Origin of the sequence: Microbacterium sp. LWH7-1.2 (assembly GCF_038397755.1) — a bacterium.
GTDB lineage: Bacteria > Actinomycetota > Actinomycetes > Actinomycetales > Microbacteriaceae > Microbacterium.
Genome location: NZ_CP151637.1, coordinates 1,966,996 through 1,982,207, shown reverse-complemented (window position 1 = coordinate 1,982,207; position 15,212 = coordinate 1,966,996). Strand labels below are relative to the sequence as shown.

General features: G+C 69.7%; 12 protein-coding genes. 10 read left to right on the top strand and 2 right to left on the bottom strand.

The window, feature by feature from the left end; all coding sequences use genetic code 11:
• Window positions 1-31: 31 nt before the first annotated feature.
• Window positions 32-562, bottom strand: a complete 531-nt coding sequence (locus tag MRBLWH7_RS09320; protein ID WP_342001461.1) for a hypothetical protein — start codon at window positions 560-562, stop codon at window positions 32-34.
• Entirely contained in the window at window positions 559-966 is a 408-nt protein-coding gene (locus MRBLWH7_RS09315; protein ID WP_342001460.1) for a DUF4383 domain-containing protein, read from the bottom strand. Before MRBLWH7_RS09315 ends, MRBLWH7_RS09320 begins: the two co-directional genes overlap by 4 nt.
• Before the next feature lie 233 nt (window positions 967-1,199).
• Here MRBLWH7_RS09315 and MRBLWH7_RS09310 point away from each other — a divergent pair, with 233 nt between their 5' ends.
• The 10 genes from MRBLWH7_RS09310 to MRBLWH7_RS09265 all read left to right on the top strand — a co-directional run bounded on the left by MRBLWH7_RS09310 (window position 1,200) and on the right by MRBLWH7_RS09265 (window position 15,111).
• Window positions 1,200-4,577, top strand: coding sequence for a DEAD/DEAH box helicase (locus MRBLWH7_RS09310; protein ID WP_342001458.1), 3,378 nt, complete (start codon window positions 1,200-1,202; stop codon window positions 4,575-4,577).
• Between the two features lie 93 nt (window positions 4,578-4,670).
• Window positions 4,671-5,072 carry an MFS transporter gene (locus tag MRBLWH7_RS09305; protein WP_342001989.1) on the top strand — a complete coding sequence of 134 codons (402 nt, stop codon included), beginning with the start codon at window positions 4,671-4,673 and terminating at the stop codon, window positions 5,070-5,072.
• A gap of 296 nt (window positions 5,073-5,368) precedes the next feature.
• Window positions 5,369-6,385, top strand: coding sequence for a LacI family DNA-binding transcriptional regulator (locus MRBLWH7_RS09300; protein WP_342001456.1), 1,017 nt, complete (start codon window positions 5,369-5,371; stop codon window positions 6,383-6,385).
• 65 nt (window positions 6,386-6,450) lie between these two features.
• On the top strand, window positions 6,451-8,121 hold the full coding sequence (locus MRBLWH7_RS09295; protein ID WP_342001455.1) for an ABC transporter substrate-binding protein: 1,671 nt from the start codon (window positions 6,451-6,453) through the stop codon (window positions 8,119-8,121).
• A gap of 62 nt (window positions 8,122-8,183) precedes the next feature.
• Window positions 8,184-9,161 (top strand): ABC transporter permease, encoded by a 978-nt coding sequence (locus MRBLWH7_RS09290; protein ID WP_342001453.1) that lies wholly within the window; start codon window positions 8,184-8,186, stop codon window positions 9,159-9,161.
• Between the two features lie 41 nt (window positions 9,162-9,202).
• Window positions 9,203-10,186, top strand: a complete 984-nt coding sequence (locus MRBLWH7_RS09285) for an ABC transporter permease (protein WP_342001451.1) — start codon at window positions 9,203-9,205, stop codon at window positions 10,184-10,186.
• On the top strand, window positions 10,183-11,100 hold the full coding sequence (locus MRBLWH7_RS09280; protein ID WP_342001449.1) for an ABC transporter ATP-binding protein: 918 nt from the start codon (window positions 10,183-10,185) through the stop codon (window positions 11,098-11,100). Before MRBLWH7_RS09285 ends, MRBLWH7_RS09280 begins: the two co-directional genes overlap by 4 nt.
• On the top strand, window positions 11,097-12,131 hold the full coding sequence (locus MRBLWH7_RS09275; RefSeq protein WP_342001447.1) for an ATP-binding cassette domain-containing protein: 1,035 nt from the start codon (window positions 11,097-11,099) through the stop codon (window positions 12,129-12,131). The genes MRBLWH7_RS09280 and MRBLWH7_RS09275 overlap by 4 nt, the downstream gene beginning before the upstream one ends.
• A complete protein-coding gene (locus MRBLWH7_RS09270; protein WP_342001445.1) occupies window positions 12,128-13,621 on the top strand; it encodes a glycoside hydrolase family 32 protein in 1,494 nt (497 codons plus the stop codon). The genes MRBLWH7_RS09275 and MRBLWH7_RS09270 overlap by 4 nt, the downstream gene beginning before the upstream one ends.
• Window positions 13,618-15,111, top strand: coding sequence for a glycoside hydrolase family 32 protein (locus tag MRBLWH7_RS09265; RefSeq protein WP_342001443.1), 1,494 nt, complete (start codon window positions 13,618-13,620; stop codon window positions 15,109-15,111). Before MRBLWH7_RS09270 ends, MRBLWH7_RS09265 begins: the two co-directional genes overlap by 4 nt.
• The last annotated feature ends 101 nt before the right edge of the window (window positions 15,112-15,212 follow it).

The following is a 15,212-nucleotide window of genomic DNA, read 5'->3' as shown; positions in this document are numbered from 1 at the left end:
ACCCATCACCCACAGACGGTCCGAAGAGCCGTCAATGTCCGTCGTGGGTGACGACGGGGAGCACGGCCCCGTCGGCGTCGAGCAGCGCGGCGCCCTGACACACGCCGAGCGCGGGCACCACGACGAGCGTGACCAGCGCCGCTGAACCGATCAGACCCCAAAGGCTCGACCGCGCGGACGGATGCCGCGTGCCCCGAATTGTGCCGCACGCAACCGTGGCTCCGAGCCCGAGCAGCAGCGCCACCGCGAAAATGCTCGCGCGCCCCGGCGCGGTCGCGAGGAGCGCCACCGCGACACCCATTCCGACGAACAGGGCGGCGACGGCTGCTCGCGGCGTCGGCGTCCGGTTGAGGGAGAGACTCGTAGCGCCCCACCCCAGCGCACCCAGCCCGACCGCGACGGACAGTGCGCCAAGCACCCGCGAGAGCGCGTCGGCCTGCACGGCGACCATCGCCGCGGCCCCGAGCCCGACGGCGACGAGCCCGAAGCCCCACGCGGCGACGGGCACCCACGACGGGGCGCGGCTGACGCGCCCCGTCGTGGGTGCCTGAACCATCGTCACGCCGTCGCGACTCGCGGCGACCGCTCGGCGGCCAGGCCTACGCCGAGCAGCACGATGGCGCTGGCGAGGTGCAGGAAGTGGTCGGGCGCGTTGAGCGCGAGGATGTTCGCCGGCGTCCCGACGAGGAAGAAGCCGACGACACCCAGCAGCAGGTACGCGGCGCCGACCGTGATGTTCACGATCTTGGCCGGGCGCGAGCCGGCGATGCCGGCGATCAGCAGCGCCGCCCCGATGAGCAGGTGCGCGACGTTGTGCAGCGGGTTGACCTCGAAGATGCCCAGGAGCAGCCCGCCCTCGGTCGCGATGAAGATGACGGGGCCGGTGACGAAGAACCCGAGAAGGCCGACGAGGAGGTAGACGGCGCCGAAGACCGTGGCGACGATGCGGTTCGGTGACGAGCCCATGAGAGACCTCTCTTTCCCAGCGGCGATCTGCCGTGCTGTGAGGGTTGTTCGGAGTGAGGGGGGAATTGGATGGGATGCTGCGGGGTGCGGTTGCTCGGAGGCTCGGGGCGTTTCGACTCGCTTCGCTCGCTCAACGACCGATCACTTGGGGCGGGGAGGGGGCGTGTCGACTCGCTTCGCTCGCTCAACGACCGAAAACCGGTGTCCGCGTGCACGGGTACGCTGGCCCGGACATGGGGGAGCACGTGAAGCCGGCGGGGGAGCCGCGGCGGCTGTCGAACTACGGCGAGGGTGCCGACCTGCTCGTCGCGCTCATCGACGCCATCTCGTCCGCCCGCACTCGCGTGTGGGTCAAGGTGCCGTGGTGGGATGCGTCGCCCGTCGCGCGCCTCCTCCTCGAATCTGTGCTCGCGGCCCACCGGCGAGGCGTCGACGTCAAGGTGCTTTGCCGGCCCGAATCCTCGAACGACGCCATCATCCGCGAACTCCGAAGCGCTGACGTGCCGATCGTGCCCGTGCGGTACATCCACGAGAAGGAACTGCTCGCCGACGACGTCGCGATCACGCACTCGATGAACTTCACGGCGTCCGAGACCGGTCGCAACCAGAACTCCGGGTTCTTGCACACCGACCCCGCGATGGTCGACGCCGTCGAGCTCGGCTTCACCTCGCTCATCGACAATGCGAACGCGGTCGTGCACGGCGACGAGGCCTGGACCGCGGCATCCACCCTCATCCCACCCGACCTGCAGAGGTACCTCGACAGGTTCGACCGGCTGAACCCGCTGCAGTCGAAGGCGGTGCCGGCGGTGCTGTCGACGAGCGGGCATGTGATGATCGTCGCGCCCACAAGCTCGGGCAAGACGCTGATCGGCGAGGTCGCGGCGCTGCGGTCCATCGTGTCGGACGGGAAGCCCGCGGTATGGCTGCTGCCCGCCCGCGCGCTCGCCGCGGAGGTCGCCGAGATCGCGCGGCGGTGGAACGCGCACGGCATCCGCACCATCGAGTTGACCGGCGAGACGAACATGTCGAGCGATGCGGTGCGGCAGGCGCAGCTGTGGGTGGCGACCACCGAGAAGTTCGAGGCGCTGTACCGGCGGGCGTCGCTGAAGGACGTCATCGGACGGATCGGATGCCTCATCATCGACGAGGTCCACCTCGTCGGTGATCCCACCCGAGGTGCCACGCTCGAGTCGCTCATCGCGCGGCTGCGCGTCGCCGAGGGGCGCACGCGGATCGTCGCGCTCTCGGCGACGGTATCGAACGCCGACGAGCTGGCCGCGTGGTTCCACGCCGACCTCGTGCGCTCCGCGTGGCGGCCGACGGTGCTGACGACGCAGCTGGTGCCGTACGACGTGCCGACGCAGGGCAAGCGCGAGCAGTACGAGTCCGCGAAGGACGAGATGGTCGTGCCCCTCCTGCGGAGCCTGATCGGCAGCGACCTCGGCACCGCCGCGGGCGACGGGGGCGCAGCATCCAGTGCCGTCGTATTCTGCGGGAGCAAGGCCGCCGTGCTGCGCACCGCGGCGCGCGCGGCCGGAGTGCCGTTTCACGGCGTCGAGCTGGACGCGCTCGTGGAAGCGTGCTTTCGCCGGGGTGTCGGCATCCATTTCCGTGACGCGCCCCGCGCGAATCGGGCGCTGGAGGCGTTCCGATCGCGGCAGCTGCGCGTGCTCGTCGCCACGTCGGGGCTGTCGACAGGCGTGAACACGCCCGCGAAGTTCGTGATCATCCGCGACCTCGAACTCGGGATGACGCCGCTCGAGGTGAGCCAGGCCCAGCAGATGTTCGGGCGGGCCGGCCGGGCGGGGCAGGAGCCCGAGGGCTTCGGATTCATGCTCGTGCCGCGCACCGAAGAGGGCGCCTGGAAGCTGAAGCTCAGCGACGGATACGCGGCGAACAGCCGCATCACGACGCAGCTCGGTGACGCCATCCTCGCGGAGCTGCTGCTCGGATCGGTGATCGACCGCGAGACCGCGCGGTCGTGGTTCGAGCAGACGCTCGCGTTCGCGCAGAACCGGCAGGCCGTCGACCTCGACGCCGTGGTCGACGAACTGCTGGGCCGCGGGTTCGCGGCCGAGGTCGATGGACGGCTCGCTCCGACGGAGATCGGCGTGCTGACCTCGCGCCTCATGATCGACACCGACTCCGCAGGTTCGCTGCTGGTCGCGTTGACGTCGCTGCCCGTGCCGGCCACCGCCGACGAAGCCGAAGAGCTGGTGCTGCAGACGGTCGCGACCGCCGTCGCGTCGCTGCGCGAACGGCCCGTCAACGAGCGCACGTACACCGACTACGTCGACCAGCTGCTGACCGGCTGGTCGCCCCGGGTCCTCGCCCGCGCCGGCGAGTGGTTCGGCGCGCGCGTCTGCATGGCGGCCGCGCAGCTCGTGCTGCGCGCCCCCGCTCGCACCCGCGAGAACCCGCCGGCGGGCGTCTCGATGGCCGAGCTGCGCCGCGCGGCGGATGACATGCCCCGCTACCTCGCCTGGGTGGCGGCGCTCGGATACGCGGACGCCTCCACCTGGGCGCCCGCCGTCGCCGGCGACCTCGCGCGGCGGCTGACGTGGTGGCACCTCTCGCCGCACCCGGAACGCGGGTTGGGTCGACTGCTCTGGATGCTGGAACGGATGCTGCAGCCCCAGCACCACCGCGAGCACCTGCCTCCGCTCTGGCGCAGAGCGCGGGCGGCCGGGTTCGCGTCGCCGGATGGGATCAACGCGCGGCCCCGCGGGGTGGACGTATCGGCGGAGGGGTTCGCGGAGATCGTGGGGTCTCGGGCGGACTTCGATGTGTCGCCTCTGGTCGGGCTGGAGCTGACGTATCGAACGACGAACACGCAGGCGCGGGTCACAGCGCTGAGCAACACGGGCACGAGTCGCGCGATCGCTACGACGAGGCCGGCGCAGGGGCCGATCGACCTGGTGCTGCCCCCGCGGTCGGCAGGGAAGGTCGCGGCCGATGTGTTCCTCTACACGCGGGACGGGGACTTCGGGTACGCGAACCTCGTGGCGGACGTTCCGGAGGGGACGGGGCCCGGCACGCCGGTCGAGGTGGCCGCGCGGCTGTCGGGCGACCTGCCTGAGGTTCATTCGGTGCTGAGTCACGCCCGCGGGGTGCGGCGACTGTTTCAGGGTGAGCGGAAACGTCTGCTCGGCGACATCCGTCCCCTCATCGCCGCAGACCCTCGACTCTGGCCGATCGCGCTCGCGTTGTCGGAGCAGCACAGCGACCCCGAGGCCGCGGTCGTCGCGATGCGAACCAACCTGCGGGCGCTGCTGCGGCGCTCGGACCGCACCGACCTCCGGTCACCCCACGCGGTTCTGCGTTCGCGCGAGGCGTCGGAGGCGGAGGTGCAGGTGAGCCTCGCCGCGCTGCTCGCTTCGTTGGGAAGTGAGGCCGGAGTAGCGACGGCGGACGGGCATCCGCTCGCGGTGGTCCAGGTGGGGGAGCGGTGGGCGCTCGCCGGGCCGCTGCACGCCCAGCCGGGGCGGATCGAGCCGCTGATCCCGGCGGTGCTGCCCCGGCAGATCGAGACGGTGGCGGAGCCGTTGACGCCGGCGGTGACGGTGGCGGAGCCGCGGTGCGCGTGGATGGCGGAGTTCGTGCTCTGACGCCAGGTTGCTCGTGGGCTCGGGGCGTTTCGACTCGCTCGTTCCTCGCTCGCTCAACGAGCGGAGCAAGAGGGGAGGAAGAGCGGAGGAAGCATCCTCGCGCTGTTCGCGGATTCCGCAGCGCAGCCGCTGTTGCCGCGTCTCGTTCCGCGAGGCTCGCTCGTGATGGCGAACGCGCGGCTGGGGCAGAGCGAGACCGTGGCTTCGACCGCAGGGCCGGCCATCGGAGGCGCGCTGATCAACCTCCTCGGCCCATCGATCCTGTTCGCCTTCGACGCGTTCATCAACGCCATCGCGGCGTTCCTGCAGTGGCGGATCAAGGTGGTCGAGCCGAGACCGGAGCCGCGACCGGCGGGGCGACACGTCGGGCACGACATCGCCGAGGGCCTGCAGTACACCTATCGGCACCTGACGCTCCGGCCGCTCGCGCTGTCGGTGCACGTCTGGTTCTTGGGTCGTCATCCTGATGTCGCCGCTGCGCGATGCGCGGCATGAGGACCACTCGGACCCCCGCTGAGCCGGACGCCGCAGACAAGCAGGCGAGCACCGCCCGGTAGGGGACCGACGGATCCTGCGGCCGCCGGATGCTCGTCGGCTCGGGCGTTTCGACTCGCTTCGCTCGCTCAACGACCGGGTTGCGCGGGCAGAGACGTGGGGTTGCGCGGGCGGAGACGCGGGGTTGGGTGGGCAGAGACGGGGGGTTGCGCTCATCTGCTAACTCGCGTTAGCATCGGTGTCGCCCCAAACTCACGCGCGTTAGTACTGTTCGCGCTTCCAACGAAGGACACGACATGTCAGAGACGACCAAGCGTGCGGTGACCATGGCGGACGTCGCCCGTCACGCCGGCGTCTCGCGCTCCGCCGTCTCGTTCGTGCTCAACGACCGGCGCTCGGTCAGCATCGCCGAAGACACGCGTGATCGTGTGCTCGCCGCCGCGGCCGAGCTGGGATACCGCCCCAACGCGGGCGCCCGCGCGCTCGCGAAGAAGCAGAGCGACTGGTACGGCCTCGTGACCGAGATCGTCACCGCACCCTTCGCCGTCGAGATCATCAAGGGGGCCCAGGACCGCGCCCTCGTCGACGAGAAGTACCTGCTCATCGCGTCGACGGAGTCCGACCCCGCCGTCGAGACGGCGGCGATCGAGCGGCTGCTCGAGCAGCGGGTCGAGGGGCTCATCTACGCGGCCACCTGGCACCGCGCGGTCGAGCTGCCCGAGGTCGCGCGCGAGGTGCCGACCGTTCTCGTCAACTGCTTCGACGCCGAAGGCCGCTATCCCGCTGTCGTTCCCGACGAGCGCACCGGTGGTCGCCGCGCGACGGAGCGACTACTGGCCGCGGGGCACCGCCGCATCGGGTTCATCAACCTGGATCCCGACATCCCCGCCGCCGTCGGCCGGCTCAGCGGCTATCACGAGGTGCTGCAGGAAGCCGGCATCGCCGCCGACGCCGACCTCGAGATCTCTGGACACGCGACCGCTGACGGCGGCTATGACGCAGCATCCGCTCTTCTCGATCTCGCCTACCCGCCCACCGCCATCTTCTGCGCGAACGACCGCATGGCGATGGGAGCGTACGACGCGATCAAGGAACGCGGTCTGCGCATCCCCCATGATGTCGCCGTCATCGGATTCGACAACCAGGAGCTCATCGCGGGTTACCTGCGGCCGGGTCTGACGACGGTTGCACTGCCCTTCGAGACGATGGGCGCCCTCGGCGTGGAACTCCTCGCCGGCATGATCGCGGGTCAGTCGACCGGCACGGGAACCGTGACGGTCGACTGCCCGCTCCTCGAACGCGCATCGGTGTGACTGGACATCTCGTCCGATGCGCAGCCCCCTTCGGCTTCAACGAAGAAGAAAGGAACACCCTCATCATGACAGTTCACCGCAAAGCGGTGCTGATCGCCGCCGCCCTGGCGGCCACAGCAGCACTCGCCCTCTCCGGCTGCAGCGCCGGCGGAGGCGAACCCGCCGACTCGCTCGACGGCTCGCAGCTGTTGACCATCCCCCGTGAGGACATGGGGACGTTCGACCGCAACTTCAACCCGTTCGCGAACCCCGACTTCCCGATGACCCACGTGGCCATCTACGAGTCGATGCTCGTCTACAACCCCGCCGACGGCTCGACCACGCCGTGGCTTGCGACCGAATGGGAGGTCGCGCCCGACAGCATGGGCATCACGTACCACCTGCGCGAGGGAGTGAAGTGGTCCGACGGCGAGCCTCTGGTCGCCGACGACGTCGTGGTCTCGTTCGACCTCCAGCGCGAGGTGCGCGGCGGGTTCGACTACATCGAGTCCGTGACGGCGGTCGACCCGCTCACGGTGCAGTTCGACTTCACCGAGCCGTTCTCGCCCGCGCTGCTCGACATCGGTCAGCAGGTGATCGCTCCCGCGCACATCTGGAACGACGTCGACGACCCGACCAAGTTCGCCAACGAAGAGCCCGTGGGCACCGGGCCGTACACCGAGATCACCAACTTCCAGGCGCAGTCCTTCGACCTGGGCAAGAACCCGAACTACTGGCAGCCCGAGAAGCAGCAGATCGAAGGCATCCGCATGCTGGCCTTCGCCGGCAACGACGGCGCGAACCTCGCCGCCGCCAACGGCGATGTCGACTGGGCTCCTCAGTTCATCCCGAACATCGACGAGGCGTACGTCGCGAAGGACCCCGAACACCGGTTCTACTGGTTCCCGACGACCGGGTCGATGATCAACTGGCAGTTCAACACCTCCAAGGCGCCGTTCGATGACGCGAACGTGCGCAAGGCGCTGTCGATGGCGGTCGACCGCGAGCAGGTCACCGACATCGGCATGCAGGGCTACACGCACCCCGCCGACTGCACCGGCCTGTCGGGTTCGTACGATGCGTGGCGTGACGAGGCCGTCGTCGATTCGTGCACGTGGACTGAGCGCGACCTCGAGGGTGCCGGTGAGCTGCTGGATGCCGCAGGCATCACGCTCGGCGCCGATGGCAAGCGCGTCCTGCCCGATGGGTCGCCGTTCGCCTTCGACTTCTCGGTCGGCTCGACCTCGAGCGACTGGGTGTCGGTCGGCAACGTCATCTCGCAGAACCTCGCCGAGCTGGGCGTGACCGTGACGGTCGCCGCGAAAGACTGGGGTGACGTCGTCGCCTCGTACGAGAACGGCACCTTCGACTCGGGCATCGTGTGGAGCGCCAACGCCCCCACGCCGTACCAGTTCTACCGCGGCGTGATGTCGACCGAGACTGTGAAGCCGGTGGGCGAGCAGACGTTCGACAACTACCACCGGTTCGGCAACGCGGAGGCCGACGTGCTCCTCGAGCAGTTCGCCGCAAGCTCGAACGAGGCCGAGCAGCAGTCGATCATGAACGATCTTCAGGCTCTGTTCGCCGAGGTGGCCCCCGTGGCGACGCTGTTCCCCGGACCGGAGTTCGGGGCCGCCAGCACTCAGCGCTTCACGGGCTGGCCGACTGAGGAAAACCCGTACGCACCCCTGGGGGGCGTGCGTGCGCGAACCGCCGTGCTCATCCTCACCAGCCTCGAACCGGTCGTCGCCGACTGACGCATCGCGTCGTCCTGCTGCGTCGCCCGTGCGGCGCAGCAGGACGACCGTGGAGACACATCATGGGCTACATGCTGCGGCGCTTCGGGTTCTATCTCGTCGCGTTCTGGGTGTCGATCACCCTCAATTTCTTCCTGCCCCGCTTCATGCCGGGCGATCCGGTGTCGCGCATGGTCGCGCGTCTGCAGGGGCAGATCCGTCCCGACCAGATCGAGGCGCTGAAAGAGTCCTTCGGACTCAGCGACGCCCCGCTGTGGGAGCAGTACCTGCGCTATCTCGGGCAGGTCTTCACCGGCAACCTGGGCTTCTCGATCTCGCGGTTCCCGACGCCCGTCATCGACGTCATCTCCAGCGTCATCGGCTGGACCTTCCTGCTCGGCTTCGTATCGCTGATCGTCGCCGTCGTCATCGGCAACGTGCTCGGCATCCTGGCGGCTTGGCGCCGTGGCGGCATCCTCGACTCCGTCGTGCCGCCCGTGCTGATCTTCATCGGCTCGTTCCCCTACTTCTGGCTCGCGATGGGGCTGCTGTACCTCTTCGGGGTCACGCTCCAGGCCTTCCCGCTGCGGCATGCGTACGCGGTGGGCACCGTGCCCGAGTTCTCGATCGCCTTCCTCGGCGACGTCGCCTATCACCTGATCCTGCCCGCGACCTCGATCGTGCTCGTCTCGATCGGCGGCTGGATGCTCGGCATGCGCAACACGATGATCGCCACGAACGCCGAGGACTACATCGTCATGGCCGAGGCGAAGGGCCTTCGCCCGAACCGCGTCATGATGCAGTACGCGGCGCGCAACGCCCTGCTGCCGTCGGTCACCGCATTCGGCATGTCGCTCGGCTTCGTGGTCGGAGGCGCGCTGCTCACCGAGGTCGTCTTCGCCTACCCGGGCGTCGGCTACACGCTGCTCGCCGCAGTGCAGAACCTCGACTATCCCCTCATGCAGGGGCTTTTCCTCACGATCACCACGGCCGTGCTGATCGCCAACTTCCTCGTCGACATCGTGTACGTGCGCCTCGATCCGCGCGTGCGCGTGAGCTGAACGGAGGGTGCGACATGTCACTCGCGCAAGATCCTCGCGTCATGGCCGAGCTCGATCTCGGCTCGCCCCCCGCCCCCGACGGCCAGGTCGTCGCGCCACCGCCGCCCCCCCGCCGACGCGGCGGGGGAGGACTCCTCCGCGGGCTCCTCGGCAACGGGAAGTCCCTCTCCGGCGTCGTCATCCTGGTGCTCTTCGCGCTCATGGCGATCTTCGCCCCGGTCATCGCGCCGGGCGACCCGACCCTGATCCAGGGCATCGGCTCTCAGCCGCCGTCCGCCGAGCACTGGCTCGGCACGACCGCGAAGGGACAGGACGTCTTCGCCCTGAACGTGTGGGGCGCGCGATCGTCGCTGTTCGTCGGGTTCACGGTCGGCATCGCCGCCACCTTCGTCGGCCTCCTCGTCGGTCTCGCGTCGGCCTACCTCGGCCGCACGATCGACAACCTCCTGTCCCTGGTGACCAACGTGTTCCTGCTCCTTCCCGGGCTGCCGCTGCTCGTCATCCTCGCCGCGTTCCTGCCGCAGGGCCTCGGCACCGTCATCCTGGTGCTCGTCATCACGGGCTGGGCCGGTTCCGCCCGCGTGCTGCGCTCGCAGGCCATGTCGATCCGCGGCAAGGACTTCGTCTCCGCCGCCCAGGTCACCGGTGAGGGCGGGCTGCGCATCATGTTCCGCGAGATGCTGCCCAACATGGCGTCGATCGTCATGAGCACGTTCCTCGCGTGCGTCATCTTCGGCATCGGCGCCCAGGCGGGTCTGGAGTTCCTCGGACTCGGCGACATCAGCACCGTCAGCTGGGGCACCAACCTGTACTGGGCGAGCAACGACGGTGCCCTGCTGACGGGAGCCTGGTGGGTGTTCGTGCCTCCCGGCGTGTGCATCGCCCTCGTCGCCTTCGCACTCGCGCTCGTCAACTACGGCGTCGACGAGACGACCAACCCCCGCCTGCGACGCCCGCGCCGGCGCACCACGCCCGATGCACCCACCCGTGTCGCCGCGCGCACGCGGAAGGAGGCAGCGCGATGAGCGCTCCGCTGCTCGAGGTCCAGGACCTTTCCGTCGAGTACGTCACCGAGGCCCGCACCGTGCGCGCCGTCGATCGCGTGTCGTTCTCGATCGCCGAACGCGAGGTGTTCGGTCTGGCGGGCGAGTCCGGCTGCGGCAAGTCCACGATCGCCAACGCGATCCTGCGGCTGCTGCGCGACCCCGCGCTCATCTCCGGCGGCTCGATCCGCTTCGCCGGCACCGATGTCCTGGCGCTCACCCCAGAAGAGCTGCGGGAGTTCCGCTGGCGCCAGGTGGCGATGGTGTTCCAGAGCGCGATGAACTCGCTCAACCCGGTGATGACCGTCGGGGACCAGATCGCCGACATCTTCACCACGCACGAGGGCGCGTCCCGCAAGAGCGCGCTGGCCCGCGCGGGCCAGCTGCTCGATCTCGTCGGCATCCCCCGCGAGCGGCTGAAGTCGTACCCGCACCAGTTGTCGGGCGGGATGCGGCAGCGCGTGGTCATCGCGATGGCGACGGCGCTGCGACCACCGCTGCTCATCATGGACGAGCCCACCACGGCGCTCGATGTGGTGGTGCAGCAGGAGATCATGGCGCAGATCAAAGACCTGCAGCGCGAGCTCGGGTTCGCGATCCTCTTCATCACCCACGACATGTCGCTCATGGTCGAGCTGTCGGACCGCATGGCCGTGATGTACGGGGGGCGCTTCGTCGAGACTGCGCGAGCGGGAGAGATCTTCGCCGCGCCGCAGCATCCGTACACCCGCGCTCTGATGAACGCCTTCCCGCCCATGTCGGGCCCGCGGGCACGACTGCAGGGGCTGGGCGAAGGCGTGCGGTTCCGCGACATCGCCGACCTCGAACAGGTCGGACCCACGCACTGGGTCGCACCGAGCGACGGCGCATCCCTCATCACGGAGACGATCTCATGACCGCACACGACACCCCCGTGCTCTCGACTCGGGGACTCGAGAAGACCTTCACCATCGGCGGGACGCTCTCGCGCAAGCGGGTGCGCGCCCTCGGCGGCGTCGACCTCGACATCGCGCACGGCGAGATCGTCGCGCTGGTCGGCGAGTCCGGCAGCGGCAAGTCCACCCTCGCCCGGTGCCTCGCGCGCCTGGAGCAGCCGTCGGCGGGCACGTTCCTCTTCGAGGGCGAAGACGTCATGGCGACCTCGAAGCGACGCGCGACCCGGGAGTACCGCTCGGCCGTGCAGATGATCTTCCAGGACCCCTTCGGCTCGCTGAACCCGGTGCACCGCGTGGGCCACTTCCTCGAGCGTCCGCTGCGCATCCACGGCGCCGCGTCCGGACGCGCCGCCATGGAGCAGGCCAAGCAGCGACTGATGCAGAAGGTCGGCCTTCCCGCCGAGATGCTCGAACGCTACCCGCACGAGCTCTCGGGCGGTCAGCGCCAGCGCATCGCCATCGCCCGCGCGCTCGCCGTGAACCCGCGGCTGATCCTGGCCGATGAGCCCACGTCGATGCTCGACGTGTCGGTGCGGATCGGGGTGCTCAACCTCATGCGCACGCTCTGCGAGGAGCAGGGCATCTCGATGCTCTACATCACGCACGATCTGGCCTCGGCGCGCTACCTCGCCGACCGCATCGTCGTCATGTTCGCGGGCGAGTTCGTCGAGGGCGGCGACGCGATGGAGCTGCTGGCGAACCCGCAGCACCCGTACACGCGGCTGCTGATCTCGGCAGTACCCGACCCCCGGCGCACGGAGCCGTTCGACCCGGTCGAACGCGCTCGCCTCCGCCGCCAGGTGCTGAGGCCGACTCGGTGCGCGCTGGCCCACACCGCCGCCGAGCCGTGCTCCGACGCGAAGGCGGTCTTCCATCACGTCAGTGAACAGCCCGAGCACTGGGTGCGGTGCGGGCTCTACGCACCACCCTCCGACGCGCCCGGCACCGCGCTGGAACTGTCCGACGACCTCGAAGAGAGCCCTGCCGCATGACCGCGACATCCACATCCACGCTCGTCCCGGCCGAGCTGATCGCGCGCGCCGCCGCTGATCCGCACCGCCCGGCCTACCATTTCACTGCGCCTGCGGGATGGCTGAACGATCCGAATGGCCTGACCCAGCGAGACGGCGAGTACCACCTCTTCTATCAGTTCAACCCGTATGCGCCGCTGCACCACCGCATCCATTGGGGGCACGCCGTCAGCACCGACCTGGTGCACTGGCGCGATCTGCCGATCGCGCTGACCCCGAGCGACGGCCCCGACGTCGACGGATGCTGGTCCGGCGTGCTCGTGTACGACGGCGACACGCCCACGATCGTGTACTCCGGTCGGCACGGTGACAGGGAGCTGCCGTGCGTGGCGACCGGTTCGCCCGATCTCGTCGAGTGGACGAAGGTCGCCGAGAACCCGGTGATCGCGGCGCCACCGGCGGGTGTCGAGGTCACTGCGTTCCGCGACCACTGCGTGTGGCGCGAGGGTGAGACCTGGCGCCAGCTGATCGGCTCCGGCATCCGGGGCCGCGGAGGAACGGCGTTCCTCTACGAGTCCACCGACCTGCGCGAGTGGGCCTACGTCGGGCCACTGCTGGTCGGCGACAGCGCGGTGGGCGAGGCGGGCGCTCCCGACTGGACCGGCACCATGTGGGAGTGCGTCGACCTGTTCCGGATCGGCGGGGAGGATGCCGCGCACCGCGACATCCTCGTGTTCTCGGCGTGGGACGACGGCGTCACCCACCACCCGCTGTACTGGTCCGGTCGGTACGAGGGCGACCGCTTCACGTCGGCGGCGCTCCATCGCCTCGATCTGGGCGGACGCTACTTCTACGCGCCGCAGTCGATGCGCGACGAGTCGGGTAGGCGCCTCATGTTCGGCTGGTTGCAGGAGGGGCGACCCGACAGTGCCGCCGTCGCAGCGGGGTGGTCGGGCGTCATGTCCCTGCCGCGCGTGGTGACGGCCGCGCCGGACGGATCCATCCATCAGGCGCCGGCTCCCGAGGTCGACGCGCTACGCGACGAGCAGGTGGCGTCCTTCTCCTCGGTGCTGAGCGCCGATCCGGTGGACGTCGTCCGTGGGGACGAGCTCGATCTCGAGCTGCGGCTGACGATTCCCGACGACGGTGCCGTCACGATCGCCCTGCGGGCCACCGACGACGACGCCGAGCGCACGGTCCTGCACCTGCGGCGGCACGGCGATCGCGCCGAGCTGAGGCTGGACCGCACCCGGTCGAGCCTGGACCCCGTGGTCGACGCGAGCCCGCGCGCGGGAGAGGTGCCCGTGGACGCCGACGGGGGCCTGGACGTGCGGATCCTCGTGGACCATTCGGCGCTCGAGGTGTTCGCGGGCGGAGTCCCGCTGACGGCGCGCGTCTACCCGACCCGTCCCGACGCCCTCGCCATCCGCCTGTCGGGGGACGGCGTCCCGGCGCAGCTGCGCGTCTGGTCCATGCACCGGGTCGCACGGGACGCGGCGGCCGGCGTATGAGCATCGGCCCCGGGCAGCCGGCGGGGCGCACCATGCGGCCCGAGTTTCATTTCAGCGTGCCCGACAACTGGAAGAACGATCCGCAGCGGCCCATCTTCGTCGACGGCGAGTACCACTACTACTACCTGTACAACGCGGACTACCTCGCCGGCGGCATCGGCACGTCGTGGCGCCGGGCCACCACCCGGGATCACGTGAGCTTCGTCGATCATGGCGTCGCGATAGAGAAGTTCACCAACGGTAACGGTGACTGCTGGTCGGGATCGCTCGTCATCGACACCGAGGACACCGCCGGGTTCGGACGCGGAGCGGTGATCGCCGTGGTCACCCAGGCCCGGGTCGACCAGGTGCCCGAGGGAGGCCAGGCACAGTTCATCTGGTACTCCACCGACGGCGGCCGATCCTTCCGGCCCGGCGGGAACGACCCGGTGCTGGCCGACCCGGACCGCACGGAGTTCCGCGACCCCAAGGTGATCTGGGACGGCAGCCGTGGCCGGTGGTTCATGGCCCTCGCCGAGGGCTACCGCCTCGGCTTCTACGCGTCGCCCGATCTCGCCACCTGGACGCGGGTCGGCGAGTTCGCCCGCGGCGACCTGGGACTGCTGGAGTGCCCGGACATCTTCGAGATGACCGCCGACGACGGATCGTCGCAGTGGGTTCTCGGGGTCAGCGCCAACGCGAAGTACCGCGGCCTTCCCGCCACCTATGCCTACTGGACGGGTGCCTTCGACGGCAGCCGGTTCCTTCCCGATGCGCACGAGCCCCGCTGGCTCGACTGGGGCTTCGACTTCTACGGCGCCGTCACCTACGCGCACCACGACGCCTCCGGTGCGGAAGACCCGTCCCTTCGCCACGCGATCGGCTGGGCGAACTTCTGGGACTACCCGCACAACACTCTCACCCTCGTGGCCGACGGCTACAACGGCGACGACATGATCGTCCGGGACCTTCGCCTGGTGCGCGAGCACGACGGATACGCCCTCGCCGCCGTTCCCACCGCCGCGTTGACGGGGTACGCCACTCGCACGCACCGCCTCGGCGACGTCGAGGTCGACGGTGACCTCGATCTCGAAGTCCGCGCGCCCGCGTACGACCTGAGCTGCGAGATTCAGTGGGATTCCGACGCTGCGGACCACACCGGCGACATCGGCTTCGAGGTGTGCCGTGCCGCCGGCGGGTCTCGCTTCGTCGCCGCCGGGCTCAACCTGTTCGGTCCGCACGCCTATGTGGACCGAACGCTGACCGTCAACCCCACGCGAGGCCGCACGCAAGCCCCGCTCGACCCGTCGGCCGGACGCGTGGGGATCCGCCTCCTGGTCGATCGGACGAGTGTCGAGCTGTTCGTGGACAGCGGTCGCAGCGTGCAGTCGCACCGCGTCTTCCCGGCCCCCGGGGATGACGGCATCCGACTCTTCGCGCGCGGCGCGACCGCGGTCTTCCATGATGTGACGATTCGCGAACTCTCCGTTCCCACGCCCACGCGCGCGTGACGGAGGCGTTGACGCGCTCGTGATCGGCGAGGCAGGCGCCGACGCTCGCGGCCGACTTCTGCAACGGCGACGACCACGGCGTTCGAGAAAACCTGTTGGCT